The organism is Lacisediminihabitans sp., assembly GCF_036404185.1.
GTDB lineage: Bacteria > Actinomycetota > Actinomycetes > Actinomycetales > Microbacteriaceae > Lacisediminihabitans.
Genome location: NZ_DASWPB010000005.1, coordinates 19,461 through 35,821, shown reverse-complemented (window position 1 = coordinate 35,821; position 16,361 = coordinate 19,461). Strand labels below are relative to the sequence as shown.

Annotated in this window: 11 protein-coding genes; 4 read left to right on the top strand and 7 right to left on the bottom strand. The window is 69.2% G+C overall.

Features of this window, described 5'->3' with window-relative positions; translation table 11 throughout:
* Window position 1 precedes the first annotated feature (1 nt).
* Window positions 2-2,563, bottom strand: coding sequence for an alpha-glucan family phosphorylase (glgP, locus tag VGC18_RS00365; protein ID WP_331093050.1), 2,562 nt, complete (start codon window positions 2,561-2,563; stop codon window positions 2-4).
* A 129-nt stretch (window positions 2,564-2,692) separates the two neighbouring features.
* Between glgP and VGC18_RS00360 the strand changes: the two genes are divergently transcribed.
* Both VGC18_RS00360 and glgB read left to right on the top strand, forming a co-directional pair.
* Window positions 2,693-4,687 carry an alpha-1,4-glucan--maltose-1-phosphate maltosyltransferase gene (locus tag VGC18_RS00360; RefSeq protein ID WP_331093049.1) on the top strand — a complete coding sequence of 665 codons (1,995 nt, stop codon included), beginning with the start codon at window positions 2,693-2,695 and terminating at the stop codon, window positions 4,685-4,687.
* Window positions 4,688-6,973: a 1,4-alpha-glucan branching protein GlgB gene (gene glgB / locus VGC18_RS00355; protein WP_331093047.1), complete on the top strand. Its 2,286-nt coding sequence runs from the start codon at window positions 4,688-4,690 to the stop codon at window positions 6,971-6,973. It abuts the gene before it with no gap.
* A 21-nt stretch (window positions 6,974-6,994) separates the two neighbouring features.
* Here the strand turns inward: glgB and VGC18_RS00350 are convergent, their stop codons facing one another.
* Together VGC18_RS00350 and VGC18_RS00345 are read right to left on the bottom strand one after the other, a co-directional pair.
* Window positions 6,995-7,903 (bottom strand): co-chaperone YbbN, encoded by a 909-nt coding sequence (locus VGC18_RS00350; protein ID WP_331093045.1) that lies wholly within the window; start codon window positions 7,901-7,903, stop codon window positions 6,995-6,997.
* On the bottom strand, window positions 7,900-9,669 hold the full coding sequence (locus tag VGC18_RS00345; protein WP_331093043.1) for a hypothetical protein: 1,770 nt from the start codon (window positions 9,667-9,669) through the stop codon (window positions 7,900-7,902). Before VGC18_RS00345 ends, VGC18_RS00350 begins: the two co-directional genes overlap by 4 nt.
* Before the next feature lie 300 nt (window positions 9,670-9,969).
* On the opposite strand from VGC18_RS00345, the gene VGC18_RS00340 reads away from it, so the two are divergent.
* Both VGC18_RS00340 and VGC18_RS00335 read left to right on the top strand, forming a co-directional pair.
* Window positions 9,970-11,592, top strand: a complete 1,623-nt coding sequence (locus VGC18_RS00340) for a DivIVA domain-containing protein (RefSeq protein ID WP_331093042.1) — start codon at window positions 9,970-9,972, stop codon at window positions 11,590-11,592.
* A 20-nt stretch (window positions 11,593-11,612) separates the two neighbouring features.
* Window positions 11,613-12,665: an AI-2E family transporter gene (locus VGC18_RS00335; protein ID WP_331093040.1), complete on the top strand. Its 1,053-nt coding sequence runs from the start codon at window positions 11,613-11,615 to the stop codon at window positions 12,663-12,665.
* A gap of 194 nt (window positions 12,666-12,859) precedes the next feature.
* On the opposite strand, the gene VGC18_RS00330 is transcribed toward VGC18_RS00335, so the two are convergent.
* The 4 genes from VGC18_RS00330 to VGC18_RS00315 are packed head-to-tail and all read right to left on the bottom strand — an operon-like array spanning window position 12,860 to window position 16,332.
* Entirely contained in the window at window positions 12,860-13,576 is a 717-nt protein-coding gene (locus VGC18_RS00330) for an alpha/beta hydrolase (protein WP_331093038.1), read from the bottom strand.
* Between the two features lie 6 nt (window positions 13,577-13,582).
* Window positions 13,583-13,876, bottom strand: coding sequence for a hypothetical protein (locus VGC18_RS00325; protein ID WP_331093036.1), 294 nt, complete (start codon window positions 13,874-13,876; stop codon window positions 13,583-13,585).
* 28 nt (window positions 13,877-13,904) lie between these two features.
* A complete protein-coding gene (locus VGC18_RS00320) occupies window positions 13,905-15,662 on the bottom strand; it encodes a sodium:proton antiporter (protein ID WP_331093034.1) in 1,758 nt (585 codons plus the stop codon).
* 46 nt (window positions 15,663-15,708) lie between these two features.
* Window positions 15,709-16,332 (bottom strand): transglycosylase SLT domain-containing protein, encoded by a 624-nt coding sequence (locus VGC18_RS00315; RefSeq protein WP_331093032.1) that lies wholly within the window; start codon window positions 16,330-16,332, stop codon window positions 15,709-15,711.
* Between the last annotated feature and the right edge of the window lie 29 nt (window positions 16,333-16,361).

Genomic DNA, 16,361 nt, shown 5'->3' with positions numbered 1-16,361 from the left:
GCTAGCTGGCGACGGCGATGAGGCCGAGCTCCGCCGGAGAGGCGAGCAGGGGATGCCGCGGCACGACCCGCACGTTGTAGCCGAAGCTTCCCGCCCGCGCCAGCGGCACGGTGCCGGTGAACTGCACGGGGTTCGTCGAGCCGGGGGTCGCGACGAGCTCGACCCGCTCGGGGGACACGAGCTGATCGCCCTCGCGGGCACGGCCGTAGACGACCTCGACCGCGACGTCCTCCGGGCTCAGCCCGTCCAGGTTGACGTGGGCGCGCACGTGCAGCTCGTCGCCGACCTGCGGGACGGCGTCGACGCCGCCGGACTCGACGTGGGCCACCGACACGTGCGGCCAGGCCGCCGTGACCTTCGCCTTCCACTCGGCGAGGGTCCTGGCCGGGGCGTAGGAGTCGGCCGACACGGCGCGCTCCGCGGCCGCGGCCGGCAGGTAGAGCCGTTCGACGTATTCGCGGACCATGCGGTCGGCGGACAGGGCCGGGGAGAGGGTGGCGAGCGTGTGCCTGATCGACTCCACCCACCTGGTGGGGACCCCGTCGGCGTCACGATCGTAGAACCGCGGCGCGACCTGGTATTCGATGAGATCGTAGAGCGAGTTCGCCTCGAGCTCGTCGCGCTCGGCGCCGTCTCCGGCGGAGTCGGCGCTCGGGATGGCCCAGCCGTTCTCCTCGTCGTAGAACTCGGCCCACCAGCCGTCGAGGATGGACAGGTTCAGCGAGCCGTTGAGCGCCGCCTTCATCCCGGAGGTGCCACAGGCCTCGAGCGGGCGGAGCGGGTTGTTCAGCCAGACATCCGTGCCGGGATAGAGCAGCTGGGCCATCCCGATGTCGTAGTTCGGCAGGAAGACCATGCGGCCCCGGATGTCCGGCTCCTGGGAGAACTCGACGAGCTTCTGGATGAGCCGCTTGCCCTCGTCGTCGGCCGGATGCGACTTGCCGGCGATGACGATCTGCACCGGATGCTCCTTGGACAGCAGGATGGACCGCAGCCTTTCCGGGTCGTGCAGCATGAGGGTCAGGCGTTTGTAGGTCGGGACGCGCCTGGCGAACCCGATCGTGAGCACGTTCGGATCGAGCAGTTCCGCCATCCAGGCCGGATGCCCGATGCTCGTCGGGTTCTGCTCCGCCCAGGCCGCCGCGACCCGACGCCTGGCGTCGGCGACGAGCTGCTCGCGCATCCCGTTGCGCACGTTCCAGAGGTCCGCGTCCGTGACGACAGGGGACATCCAGTCGGCGGCCGTCGTGTCCGAGGTGCCGAGGCGGTCGGCGGCGAGCGCGACGAGGGACGAGTCCGTCCAGGTGGGCGCGTGCACGCCATTGGTCACCGAGGTGATCGGCACGTCGGCGTTGTCGAAGCCCGGCCACAGCTGGCCGAACATGCCCCGGCTCACCTCGCCGTGCAGCTTCGAGACGCCATTGGCGCGCTGGCCGAGGCGCAGGCCCATGATCGCCATGTTGAAGGTGTTCGGGGTCCCGCCCGCGTAGTTCTCCGCACCGAGGGCGAGCACGTCGTCCACCGCCACCCCGGGAAGCAGGCCGGTCGAGAAGTACTGTCGCACGAGCGTCCCGTCGAAGCGGTCGATGCCCGCGGGAACGGGGGTGTGGGTGGTGAAGACCGTGCCGGCGCGGACGACCTGCAGCGCCTCGGTGAAGGAGAGCCCCTCGCCGATGAGGTCGCTGATGCGCTCGAGACCGAGGAATCCGGCGTGGCCCTCGTTGGTGTGGAAGACCTCGGGGGCCGGCGTCTCCGTGAGCTCGGTGAGCAGCTTGATGGCGCGCACGCCGCCGATGCCGAGCAGCAGCTCCTGGAGCAGGCGATGCTCGCCGCCGCCGCCGTACAGCCGATCGGTGACCGAGCGCAGATCGTCCTCGTTCTCGGGGATGTCGGTGTCGAGCAGCAGCAGGCGGATGCGCCCGACCGCGACCTGCCAGACCCTCGCGTACAGGGCGCGGCCGCCGGGGAGGGCGAGAGCCACGTGGGCGGCCGTCCCGTCCGGGTGGCGCAGCACCGACAGCGGCAGCCCGTCCGGATCGAGGACGGGGTAGGACTCCTGCTGCCAGCCGTCCGGCGAGATCGCCTGGGCGAAATATCCCGAACGATAAAACAGGCCGACACCGATGATCGGGACGCCGAGGTCCGAGGCGCTCTTGAGGTGGTCGCCGGCGAGGATGCCGAGGCCGCCGGAGTACTGCGGCAGGGCGGCGGCGATGCCGAACTCCGGCGAGAAGTAGCCGATCGACTTCGGCGCGTCCGCCGCGACGTTCTGCTGGTACCAGCGCGGCTCGGTCAGATAGGTGTGCAGGTCATCGAGCAGCGCCTGCGCCCTGGCGACGAACTCGCGGTCGGCGGTCAGCTCCTGCAGCCGCGAGGGCTCGATCTCGCCGAGCAGTCCGATCGGATCGTGACCGCTGGCCTCCCAGAGCTGGGGGGAGATGTCCTCGAAGAGTCTGCGCGTCGGCAGGTGCCACGACCAGCGCAGATTGCTCGCCAGTTCCTCCAGGGGACTCAGCGCTTCGGGCAGAACGGTGCGGACGGTGAAACGTCGAATGGCCTTCATCCGATCCACCCTAGGTGACCGAGGTTACCGATCCATTAAGTTTCCGCCTTCCGGGGGCCGGAACACGGCCGGGCGCCGAGTCAAGGGGAAGAGTTTTGCCCCGCGACGGGCTACGGTCAAGGAGTGGCTATGGCATACGAACCGAAGATGGGTCGCATTCCGATCCGAGACCTCTCCCCGCAGCAGCCGGAGAACACCTGGCCTGCCAAGGCCTACGTCGGGGAGGTGGTCCCGTTCCAGGCGACCGTCTTCAAGGAGGGGCACGACCTCCTGGGTGTCGACCTGCTCCTGACGAGCCCCAACGGTCTCCAGGCGAAGCACCGGATGCACGAGGTCGGCATCGGGATCGACCGCTGGCAGGTCGATGTGCTCCTGGACGTCCAGGGTAGCTGGATCTACAGCATCCAGGCCTGGAACGACGACTGGGCCACCTGGCTGCACAACGCGGAGATCAAGGTCCCGGCCGGGGTGGACGTGCAGCTCATGCTGACCATCGGCGGTCAGCTGCTGGCGAGGGCGGCGAAGGCCGATCCGGAGAGCAGGGTGCTCAAGGAGGCGGCCGCGACCATCGCGACGCGCAGTCTCGACCCGCTGCTGCGCCTCCAGGCGGCGCTGGATCCCCGGGTGACCGCGGAGATCGAGAGGCAGCCGCTCGCGAGCCTGCAGACGCTGAGTCTGCCGCTCGAGATCAGGGTGGAACGCTCCCTCGCCGGTGCCGGCAGCTGGTACGAGTTCTTCCCCCGGTCGGAGGGGGCGAAGCGGACCAAGGACGGCCGCTGGGTCAGCGGCACCTTCCGCACGGCGGCCAGGCGGCTGCCTGCGGTGGCGCAGATGGGCTTCGACGTCGTCTATCTGCCGCCCATCCATCCGATCGGGACCAGCTTCCGCAAGGGGCCGAACAACACGCTGGATGCCGCGCCGGGTGATCCGGGCTCTCCCTGGGCGATCGGTTCCGCGGAGGGCGGCCACGACGCCATCCACCCCGACCTCGGCACCGTGGACGACTTCTCCGCCTTCCTCGACGCCGCCGCCAAGAACGGACTCGAGGTCGCGATCGACCTGGCCCTCCAGTGCTCCCCCGACCATCCGTGGGTGACGGAGCATCCGGAGTGGTTCACGACCCTGCCGGACGGCTCGATCGCCTACGCCGAGAACCCGCCGAAGAAGTACCAGGACATCTATCCGCTGAACTTCGACAACGATCCCATCGGCATCCGCACCGAGATCCTGCGCATCGTCCGCTACTGGATCGGCCTCGGCGTGAGCATCTTCCGGGTCGACAACCCGCACACCAAGCCCCTGCAGTTCTGGGAGTGGCTGCTGCACGAGGTCAACACCGAGTTCCCGGACGTCGTCTTCCTCGCCGAGGCGTTCACCCGCCCCGCGATGCTCTACTCGCTCGCACAGGTGGGCTTCCAGCAGTCGTACACCTACTTCACCTGGCGCAACAGCAAGACGGAGCTCGAGGAGTTCCTCACCGAGATCTCCCACGAGCACGCCGCCTACCTGCGGCCCAATCTCTTTGTGAACACCCCGGACATCCTCACCGAGTACCTGCAGTTCGGCGGACCCGCCGCGTACAAGATCCGCGCCGCGATCGCCGCGACCGCCTCGCCCAGCTGGGGGATGTACGCGGGCTACGAGCTCTACGAGAACGTCGCCCGTCCGGGCTCCGAGGAGAACATCGACAACGAGAAGTTCGAGTACAAGGCGAGGGACTACGCGGCCGCGGAGGCGGCCGGGCGCTCGCTCGCCCCGTACGTCACGCTGCTCAACAAGATCCGCTCCGAGCATCCCGCCCTCCGCCAGCTGCGCAACCTCGACGTGCACTGGAGCGACGACGAGGCGATCCTCGTCTACAGCAAGTACCTCGACGGCCGGTACACCCGCTCCGGCAGGGGCGACGCCATCATCGTGGTCGCCAACGTCGATCCGCACTCGGCCCGCGAGACCACGGTCTATCTCGACCCCACCCGGTTCGGGATCGACCCGTCAGAGAGCTTCGAGGTGACCGACCTCATCACCAGACAGAAGTTCATCTGGGGCCTGCAGAACTTCGTCAGGCTGGATGCGTTCGTCGAGCCGGTCCATATCCTGCGTGTTGAGCTCCCGAAGGGCAAGTAGATGGCCAAGGAATCAGGCAAGACGCCGAAGAAACCGCTGCCGGAGATCGTCGGAGCCGAGGCGGCGGAGGTCGCCGCCGCGGTGAGGAAGGTCGTCGAGCCCACGAAGCGGCGGAAGGCCGCGGTCGCGCCGCTCCCGGAACTCCACCCAGACCACGTGCGCTCGCTCGTCGATGGCAGACATCCGCAGCCCCACGCGACCCTCGGACAGCACCCGTTCGGCGACGGCTTCGTCATCCGCGTGGTCAGGCAGCTGGCGGAGACGGTGACGGCGGTGCGCGCCGACGGCAGCCGCGTGGCGCTCGCCCATCTCGCCGACGGGCTGTGGCAGGGCTTCGCCCCCGGTCCGGGTCAGGCGTACCGGATCGTGGCGACCTACCCGAACGGCCCGGAGTGGGTGGCGGACGATCCCTACCGCTTCGTCCCGTCGGTGGGAGAGCTCGACCTGTACCTGTGGGGCCAGGGCCGCCACGAACAGCTGTGGAAGGTCTTCGGCGCCCAGTACCGCCCGCACGAGGGGGTCGAGGGCACCAGCTTCTCCGTCTGGGCCCCGCACGCGAGGGCCGCCCGCGTCCTCGGCGACTTCAACGGCTGGTACGGCGTGAACCACGCGATGCGCCGGCTCGACGACAACGGCGTCTGGGAGCTCTTCGTGCCGGGGCTCACCCCCGACAACACCTACAAGTTCGAGCTGCTCACGCAGGATGGCCGCTGGGTGACCCGCGCAGACCCGATGGCGCGCTACACCGAGGTGCCGCCGGCGACCGGCTCACGGGTCGGCCAGACCCTGTACGAGTGGGGTGATGCCGAGTGGCTGCGCGCGCGGGCCGGCCGCGATCCGCACAACTCCCCGCTGAGCGTCTACGAGATGCACCTGGGCTCCTGGCAGCCGGGCCTCGGCTATCGCGAGCTGGCCGACCAGCTCGTCGACTACCTCCACGAGACCGGGTTCAGCCACGTCGAGTTCATGCCGCTCGCCGAGCATCCCTTCGGCGGATCCTGGGGCTATCAGGTGACCGGCTACTACGCCCCGACCAGCCGGTTCGGGCACCCGGACGACCTGCGTTACCTCATCGACCGGCTCCATCGGGGCGGCATCGGCGTCATCATGGACTGGGTCCCCGCCCATTTCCCCAAGGACGAATGGGCGCTGGCGAACTTCGACGGCCAGCCGCTCTACGAGCACTCCGATCCCCGTCGCGGCGAACAGCCCGACTGGGGGACCCTGGTCTTCAACTTCGGCGACTCCCAGGTGCGCAACTTCCTCGTGGCCAATGCCCTCTACTGGCTCGAGGACTTCCACATCGACGGCCTTCGGGTCGATGCCGTCGCGTCCATGCTCTACCTCGACTACTCGCGGGAGCACGGGCAGTGGGAGCCGAACCGCTTCGGCGGGCGGGAGAACCTCGAGGCGATCAGCTTCCTGCAGGAGGTCAACGCGACCGCCTACAAGCGGAACCCCGGCATCGTCATGATCGCCGAGGAGTCGACGGCCTGGCCGGGGGTCACCGCCCCCACCGACGCGCCGGGGCTGGGCTTCGGTCTCAAGTGGAACATGGGCTGGATGCACGACAGCCTCTCCTACATGGAGCAGGACCCGATGTACCGCTCCTATCACCACAACGAGATCACCTTCAGCATGGTCTACGCCTACACGGAGAACTTCCTGCTGCCCATCAGCCACGACGAGGTCGTGCACGGCAAGGGCTCCCTCCTCACCAAGATGCCCGGCGATCAGTGGCAGAAACTCGCGAACCTCCGCGCCTATCTCGCCTTCATGTGGGCGCACCCGGGTAAGCAGCTGCTCTTCATGGGACAGGAGTTCGGGCAGCCCTCCGAGTGGTCGGAGGAGCGCGGGCTCGACTGGTGGATCCTCGACCAGCCGGTGCACCGCGGCCTGCTGACCCTCGTCGGCCAGCTCAACCGGGTCTACCGCGAGCAGCCCGCCCTGTGGTCCCGCGACAACGACCCGGGCGGCTTCGAATGGTTGGATGCCGGCGACGCCGAGCACAACGTCGTCTCCTTCGTGCGCTGGGACCAGCACGGCGATCCCATCGCCGTGCTCATGAACTTCTCCGGCAACCCCGTCGGGCCGTACCGGGTCGGGCTGCCGTTCCCCGGTCTCTGGGAGGAGATCCTCAACACGGATGCCTCGGAGTACGGCGGTTCCGGCGTCGGCAACTACGGCGCGGTGGTGGCGACCGACCAGCCATGGGCCGGGCGGCCGGCATCCGCGGAGCTCACGCTGCCGCCGCTCGCGGGCCTCTGGCTCAAGCTGCGGCGGTAGCGGCAGGCCGGCACACCCGGATCAGTACAGGAGGCCGGTGAGCCTGCGGCGGGCGGCGACGACCCTCGGGTCGTCGACGCCGGCGATCTCGAAGTAGTCGAGCAGCCGGGTGCGCACGCGGTCTTTGGCCTGCTGGTCGAGGCTCGGGAAGAGGTCGAGCAGGCGGGAGAAGGCGTCCTCGAGATGACCGCCGGACACGTCGAGGTCGGCCACCGCCAGCTGGGTCTCGACGTCGGCCGGCGCCTCGGCCGCCGCCGCGCGGATGTCCGCGGCGGAGCTGCTCCCGAGCCGGGCGAGCAGCGAGACCTGGGCGAGGCCGGCCACCGCGAGCTGGTCGCGCGGGTCCTGGGCGATCGCGGTCCTGTACTCTTTGATCGCGGTCTCGTAGTCCCCCGCGGCGATGGCGTCGTAGGCCTCCTGATGGTGCGGCGGCAGCGGCGCCTCCACCGGCTCCTGGGGCTCGGCGGAGCCGTCGGGCGGGGTCACCGAGCCGGTGACGTTGTTCTGTGCGGCGAGCTTGAGCACCTGCTCGAGCACCTGGCGCACGTCGGCGTCCGGGACGTCCCCCTCGTACAGGGCGACGGGACGACCGGCGATGACGGCGGCGACGGTCGGGGCGGCGACCGCCTGGAAGGCCTGCTGCAGCTGCGGGTTCCTCGTGGCGTCCACGGTCGCCAGGACGAACCGCCCCGCGTAGCTCGTGATCACCCCGGTGAGGGTCGCCGACGGCGACCCCGCGTAGAGCTCGACGATGACCGGGACCGTCTGGGAGAGGTCGAGGATGCTCGTGAAGGTGGCGTCCGTCGCCTCCACGACGAGCGACTGGGCGCCCGCGGCGGGGGCGCCGGCGGGCGGAGCGGGGGGACGGACGAGCGAGGAGAGGTCGACCGCACCGCGGAGGTTGGCAAGAGACGGGGGGAGATTGGTCATGGCAGCTCCTTGGCCGAGACGAGTCCGGTGGCGAAACCGAGAAGGACGATCTTGTTTGTGCTACTGACGGGCGGCAGGTAGAAGAGCAGCTGATCGCCGTACACGGCCTCTGTCCCCTTCGTCGAGCCGGAGATCCCCGACAGCGACTTCACCGCACCCTCCGGGTTGACCGAGGCGCCGGCCTCGTTGGGCTTCACCGTGACGGTCTCGTTGAGATAGACGGTGACGATCGCGCCGGAGTCGGAGCTGCCGAGCGCGATGCTGTCCGCGGGGCCGTCGCTGTTGGCGAAGGTCATCGACGCCGTCGGCAGGTCGGCCTGCTGCTTCTTCCGTGCATCCTGCCCGATGCGGGTGATCAGGGTGTCCTTCGTCGTGTCGAACTCCTTGAAGTACGGGCTGGCCGTTCCGTTGGCCAGGATGTCCCCGTACGCCATGGCCACCTTCGAGGGGGCGAGCTGGAACAGCTTGACGTCGGGAAGCAGCCGGGAGGCGCCGACGCTCGCCGGGGCGACGTCGGGGAGCTTCGCGCTGGCCTCGAGGGCGGTGGCGTATGCCACCTTGAAGTTGTCCCGCGGCGCATCCTGCACGAGCATGAGGGCGACCGGCGGGACCGTCTTGTCCCCCGGCTTCTGCACGACGGTGAACACCGTGCGCGGCCAGGTCTTCGTCTGCTGCGGCAGGGTCAGGACGATGTCGCCGCTCGGGATGGCGGGGGCCGCGGCGAGGGTGCTTGCCGGGGCGTAGCTGCTGTCGGCCGTGCGGATGGCGTAGGTGGCCGTGCGGAGGTCGAGCGCGGCATCCACGAAACGGGTCTTCGCCAGATCGGCGTTCTTGTCGGCGTCAGCCTTGGTCGCGACCTCGGAGATCCGGGCGACGATGCGCTTGAGCTGCGGAAGCGTGACCGCGGGCGGGCTCTGGCCGGCCGTCACCGGGACCGTGGCGGAGGCCTTGGGGACGGCGGAGGCCGCGCCATCGCTGCCGAACTGCGGCCAGAGATCCGCCGAGCATCCGCTTATCCCGAGAGTCCCGATCAACACGACTGGCACGACTGCGATCATACGACGACGCGACGACCTGCGACCGGAGACCGTGACCTTCTGCTTGTGCGGGCGGTAACTGCGCTGGCGAGGCACCTTGGGCATCTTGGGTGTCTTGCGGCGGGGCCCGCGAGACCGCCTGAGGTGGGCGAGGGCCCAGAAGTAGAGGCCGAGCCCGATGAGCAGGAGGATGCCGCCGGCGACGACGAGCGGCCCGGCCCACGGGGTGCGGTTGTCGAGCGGCCAGCGGATGGACAGGTGATCCGGCGCCGGCTTCGTGCCGTCGGAGACGATGATCATCGAGATGTCGCTGGGGACGTTCACGGTGAAGTCGAGGCTCTTGGCCCGCGAATACTCGCCGAGCCAGAGGTCGGAACCACGGGGATCCGGCACGCGGGTCTCGTCGCCCTTGACCAGTTTGCTGGCGAGCGTGTTGTCGCCCTTGACGAACCGGATGTCGTTGTAGCTGGCCTTCCCGATCCAGGCGAGCACGTCCTCCGTGCGTCCGTAGCCCGCGAAGACCTTGTCCGCGCCGCTGATGTCCACCGTCTGGCGGCCGTCGAGCGACCGGAGGGTCTTGTTGTCGAGGAAGGTGACGGTTGCCCTGCCCGTCAGGGCGACGGAGGCGGTGACGTTATCCGGCTCGGCGAAGACGGTGCGCTGGGCGATGCCGAGCGCGATCAGGCCGAAGGCGATGACGAAGCTCACGATGGCGGCGACTAAACGCACTCTGGGTTACTCCTCTCGTGTTGCCGTGCTCGACGGATGATCGGCGACCCCCCGTGTCACGAGCCGCAACGGCACCTCGCACTAGGGGGCGAGGTCAGGGGGAATGGGGCTCTCGGCCCACAGCGGCAACAGACAAAGACACACCAGACTAGCGCAGGCTGCCTGGGAGGCGCCTCTTCGTGAGTGGATCTCCGCGGGTCTCACGACCAAATCGCGAATCTTCGTGTAGGCGCTTGCGGGATAAACTCGGATCGTTCGACCCGGATTCCTGGGCGGATCCCTGACTGACGAGGAGAAACCGTGGCTACTGACGACGAGACGTTCAGCACTGCGATGCGCGGCTACAACCGTGAAGAGGTCGACAGGGCCCTGCAGGATCTGCGCCGCGAGCTGATCAAGGCGAACCAGGACAAGGCCGACGCCACCAAGGAGGTCAAGCGCCTCAGCGCGACCGTCGAGGACCTCCAGGCCGAGATCGAGGAGACCGGCAGCCCGACGTACAGCGGGCTGGGCACGAAGCTCGAGAACACCCTGCGGGTCGCGGAAGAGCAGTCCACCCGGCTGATCAGCCAGGCCGACATCGACGCGGAGAAGCTGCGCAGTTCCGTGCAGGCCGAGGTCGGCGGCCTCAGGGCCGAGGCGACAGAGCGGGCGGAACGCATCCTCTCCGACGCGCAGGCCGCGGCCGACCGCATCCTCTCCGGCGCGAACTCCGAGGCGATCGATATCCTCGACCGGGCCAGGGACGAGGCCGAGACGCTGACCCAGGAGGCCCTGAGGGAGGCGGCGGCCATCCGCGGCGCCGTCGCGACGGAGGCCGCGGAGGTCAGGGCGACCGCGAAGCGCGAGGCGGCGGCCGTTCGTGCCGAGGCCGAGCGGGACTCCGCGGAGCTCAAGGTGGTGGTCGCCCGCGAGGTCGGCGAGGCGAGGGAGGCGGCGGCGGCGCTCGCCCGCGAGACCGAGCTCGCCAGGGCCGAGTTCACCAGCGAGAGCGAGAAGCAGTGGGGTGATCTCGCCCGCGAGGTGGAGCATCAGCGTGGCGACCTCGCCAGGGAGATCGAGGCGGACCGCCTCGCGCACGCCCAGGCGACCGAGAACCAGCGTGCGGAGCTCGCACGGGAGATCGACGAGGCGCGCACCAGGCTCGAGGAGGAGACCGCGGAGGCCAGGGCGGCGCTCGAGCAGGAGACCGCGAGCACGCGGGCGCTGCTCGAGCAGGAGGCCGTCGAGGCACGGACCCGACTCGAGCTGGATGCGCAGCGCAGCCGCAACGAGCTCTCCCAGGAGATCGCGGAGACCAGGGCCACCGTCGCGGCGGAGACCCTGACGGAGCGGACGAACCTGGCGCACGACATCGACGAGCAGCGGGCGAATCTGGCGAGGGAGATCGAGCAGCGCCAGGCCGAGGTCACCCGCGAGCTGGATCAGAGGACGGCCCAGGTCGACCACGATGTCGCGGAGAGCCGCAGCAGGCTCGAGCTCGACGCGGAGCAGGCGCGCGCCGATCTCGACGTCGAGCTCAAGGCCCGAAGGGACGAGGCGGAGAAGGAGTTCCTGGCAAAGCACCAGGAGGCCGTCGCTCAGACCCAGAAGTACCTCGACGAGGCCCAGGCGCAGCTGACGGAGGCCACAATCGCCGCGAGCGAGAAGCGCACCGAGGCCGCCACGATCACGGACCAGGCGCGGACGGAGGCGAAGGCGCTGCGCGAGCAGACGGCGGAGCAGACGGCCGCCATCCTGGCCGATGCCGAGGAGCGCGCCAAGGCGATGGTGGCCGAGGCGGAGAACCGCACCCAGCAGCTCGTGTCCGACGCCGAGGAACGCCTCAGCCAGATTAGGATTGAGCGCGAAGCCGTGGCCGGCTACTTCGAAAGCCTGCGCACCGTGCTTTCGGAGGCTGAGAAGGTCACCACCGACAATTAGTCGTTCGACCGGGAGCCGTGGTGAAGATTCAGAACGCGTTCCGCGTCGGCCTCCTCGGCGGGCTCGGGGTTCTGGTCGCCGTCGCCATCGGCGAGGCGGTCATCACCCTGCAGACGATCATCACCTACATCGGTGCCGCGCTCTTCCTCGCCCTGGGCATCGACCCGGCGGTCTCCTGGCTGGAACGGCACCGCTTCCCCCGCTGGGCGGCCATCCTCACCGTGCTTCTCGGCATCCTCGGGATCTTCGTCGGGCTCGTCTTCGCCATCGTCCCCGTCGTCGTCGATCAGGTCAACAACCTGATCTCGAGCGTGCCGGAGTTCATCACCACCGTCACGACCTCGACCTGGATCTCGGATGTGCAGAAGAACCTGCCCGACTGGATCGACCTCAATCAGATCATCACCACCGCGGGCACCTGGTTCAGGGACAACGTGGCGACGATCGGCGGCCGCATCTTCACCGTTGGCGTCGGCATCGCCAGCGGCGTCACCGGCTTCCTGATCATCTTCATCCTGACGCTCTACTTCGTCGCCTCGCTCTCGAGCATGAAGCGCGGCCTCTACAAGCTCGTTCCGGCATCCAAGCGTGCCCGGTTCTCCGACATCACCGAGCAGATCGCCACCTCGGTGGGACGCTACGTGGTGGGCCAGGGCACCATCGCCCTCGCGAACGGCATCGCGAGCTTCATCTTCCTGTCGATCATGTCGATCTTCGGGGCGAAGTACCCCGCGCTGTTCGCCTTCATCGCCTTCCTGTTCGCGCTGGTGCCGCTGGTCGGCACCCTCAGCGGCAGCGTCCTCATCACGCTGAGCACACTGCTCCTGGCCGGTCCCGGCGTCGCGCTCTGGGTCGGCGTCTACTACCTCGCCTACATGCAGATCGAGGCATACGTCATCAACCCCCGGGTCATGACGCGGGCGGTGAAGGTGCCGGGAGCGATCGTGGTGGTCGCGGCCCTCGCCGGCGGCTCGCTGCTCGGCATCCTCGGCGCCCTCATCGCCATCCCCGTCGCCGCCGCCGTGCTGCTCATCTTCGACCAGGTCATCGTCCCGAGGCAGAACGAGCTCTAGCCGCCCGCCCCGCGCCCGGCCGCACCGCGCATCCGCCGCGCTACGTTCCGAAATGACGGAGTTCCGCCGAGGAAATGGGGTATTTCGCCCGATTCGGGTCGATTACGAGCGGGAAATCCGCCATTTCGGAAGGGGCGGGGTCATTTCGGAAGGGGCGGTCATTTCGGAGGGGGCGGTCAGCCTGCGGGCGGCGGTCAGCCTGCGGGCGGGAAAGTCTCCGGCAGGGGCAGGGCCGCGGGGTTCAGCCGCAGCACGATCTCGCTCAGCACCCGGCGGGTCTGCGTCTCCCCCACCCAGAGGTGCTTGCCGCCCTCGACGGCGACGAACTCGGTCTCGGGCACGACGGCGAAACGACTCGCCGCCTCCGCCGGTCGCAGATAGTCGTCGAATTCGGGGATGACGGCCACGAGCCGCTTGCCGCTGCCCGCCCAGGCCGCCAGCTCGGCATCCGTGGTCCTGTGCAGCGGAGGGGAGAGCAGGATGACCCCCTCGACCGGGAAGGAGCGGCCGTGCTTGAGCGCAACCTCCGTGCCGAAGGACCACCCGACGATCCACGGATGCGGCAGGCCGCGCTCCGCGACGAACCGCATCGCCGCCGCCAGGTCGAGCCGCTCGTCGATGCCCTCCCCGAAGGCGCCCTCCGACACTCCGCGCGGGGACGACACCCCGCGGAAGTTGAACCGCAGGACGGCCAGATCGGCGAGCGCGGGCAGCCGTGCCGCCGCCTTGCGGATGATGTGGGAGTCCATGAACCCGCCGGCCGTCGGCAGGGGGTGCAGGGCCACGATCGTGGCCACCGGCTCCCGCTCGGCAGGCAGGGACAGCTCGCCGACGAGGGTCAGCCCGTCCTCGGTGTGCAGTTCGATGTCCTCGCGCCGAGCCGGAAGCTCGACGCCGCCCTTGATTTCCATGATCTCCTAGTGGATCTTCCAGCAGTGGGAATGCCAGTGCCGTCTGGCGGCGATGTCGTCCGCCTCGCCCATGAGCCCGTCGGCACGCCAGGCGACGACGTGGCCGGTGCCCGGAGCGATCTCCAGGCCGCATCCGGGGCAGACGTAGTACTTGACCGCCGACGCCGGCGAGATCGACTGCACGGTCCAGAGGCCGTCACGCTTGGTCTCCGTGCGCGTGCCGCCGTAGAGGACCCTGGACAGGTCGACGTCGTCGTCGCTCCCCGGGCGGGATCGGCGGGGACGATTCGACCTTGGCACCCGTCCAGCCTAATTAGTTCGCGTCGGGTCAGGATCCGCTGGGGTTGTCCAGCTGCTCGATCCGGGTCTCCTCGAGGTCGAGCATCGTCTGGGCGCGGTCCAGGATGCGCGAGGCGTAGGTCCCCTGGGCGCGGGCGTCCAGCAGGGCGTTGCGCTCGGCCTGGAGCACCTCGCGTCGCAGGGCGCGATACTGCTGATGGGGCGAATGCGCCAGCGCGTCGGCCCCGTTGCCGTTCTCCGCGCGCTCCCACGCGGCCTCGGTCGTCAGTCGGGTGTCGTTGCGCACCCGCTCGACGACCTCGGGATCGAACGGCTCGGAGCCCGGCAGCACGATCGACGGATTGTCCAGCGCCTGGAGTCCCGCCGAGCTCATCTCCTCGACGAGAGAGGCCAGCTCCCGGCGATCGGCGACCCTGTCTGTGCCGCGGATGCCCGTCGCCGCGATGACCCAGGGCAGCGTCCCGCCCTGCAGCAGCAGGGTGGCGATCGCGACGGTGAAGGCGATGAGGATGAGCTGTTCCCGGTAGGGGAAGGTCTCCGGGAGGGACTGGGCGGCCGCGAGCGTGACCACCCCGCGCATCCCCGACCAGGACAGGATGAGACCGCCGCGCCATCCGAAGCCCTCCTCGCGCAGGCTGGTGAGATCCGTGCTGCGCCTGGTGTAGATCCGCTCCGCGCGCTCGCGCCGCCGTTGCAACCGCTCGCTCTGGATGGTCATCCGGCGGATCCGGTCGATGGCCTCCCCGAACCGGAGGTTGCTGCGGGCCCTCTGCTCGTTGTGCCTGCGCAGCCAGACGAGCAGCGGGCCGACGAAGAGGAACCGCACCACGATGATGACCACCGTCATGAGCAGACCGACCAGGAAGGCGCTCTCCAGGGGGAACACCCTCGGCTTGACCGCCCTGACGATCCCGTTGATCTGCAGGCCCATGAGCAGGAAGACGCCGTTCTCCAGCATGAACTGGACGGTGCGCCAGTTGAGCCGCTCGCTGATGCGGGCCTGCGGGCCGAACCGCTTCGCGCTGTTGTGCCCCGCATAGAGTCCCGCCACGACAACGGCGAGGACACCGGATGCGTGCAGCTCCTCCGCGGGGATGAAGGCGATGAACGGGGTCACGAAGGAGATCGCGGTGTCGAGCACCGGGTCGTGCAGCTTCGAGCGCAGGAACACGGTCACGAATCCGATCGCCAGGCCGACGACGATCGCGATGGCCACGGAGGAGGCGAAGTCGCCGACGACGCCCCAGAAGCTCACCGCCGTCGCGGCCGCGGCGATCGCCGAGCGCAGCAGGACCAGCGCGGTCGCGTCGTTGACGAGGCTCTCCCCCTCGAGGATGGTCACGAGCCGCGGAGGGAGACCGAGTCGCTTGCCGAGCGAGGTCGCCGCGACGGCATCCGTCGGGCTGATGACCGCGCCGAGCGCGACGGCCGCACCGAAGTTGAGCTCGGGGAAGATGACGAACAGGAGGGCGCCCGTGACGAATGCGGTCGCGATGACGAGCAGCACGGAGAGGGCGGAGATCGTGTTGAGGTTGCGCCGGAAGTCGACGATGGGGACGTTGATGGCCGCCGAATAGAGCAGTGGGGGCAGCAGTCCGACGAGCACCACCTCCGGCGGCACCGTGAACGACTCCAGCCCGGGTAGGAAGCTCGCGGCGATTCCGACGACGACGAGGATGAGCGGGGCGGCGACACCGAGCCGCTTGGAGAACACCGCGACCGCGACGATCGTGACGACGCCCACCACGGCGAGCAGCGCGTACCTGGCGAACTCGGCGGACTCCATCCGCCCAGTTTAGAGAGCGGTCATCGCCGGCCGGAAGGCCGGGGGGTCAGTACCAGCCGGAGGACTGGCTGTGTGCCCAGGCGCCGCAGGGGGTCCCGTAGCGTCCCTGGATGTAGCCGAGCCCCCAGGTGATCTGGGTCGCGGGGTTGGTGGCCCAGTCCGCGCCGGCCGAGGCCATCTTCGATCCCGGAAGGGCCTGCGGGATCCCATAGGCGCCACTGGGGTTGGAGGCGTAGACGTTCCAGTGCGACTCCCGGTTGAACAGGGACACCAGGCAGGCGAACTGATCGTCGCCCCAGCCGCGGGCGTGGACGAGCGCGTAGCCGATCGCCTGGGCCGTCCCCGGGTCCGGGATGCCGACGGCGGGCACCGACAGGGCGGGGGGAAGGATGACGACCTTCTTCGTGATGCCGTAGTTGTCGCGATCGAGCGCCTGGGTGTACCCGGCCCCGGCGACGAAACTCTGCGCGCCGCGCTCGGCGGGGATCGTCTCCGCCGATGCCGCGGGGGCCTGCCGAGGGGCGAAGATCAGCACCAGGACGAAGGCGAGGGCCGCGCAGAAGGCAAAACCGGGCAGTGTGCGCCGACTGGGCGTGTAGCGCCCGAAGGGCTCGGTCCCGGCGCCGGTTCCGGCGATCGCGGGCGTCGAAGAACTCGAATGCCTAGCCACAGTTAGGACACTTTACCAGGCGGGCGGCC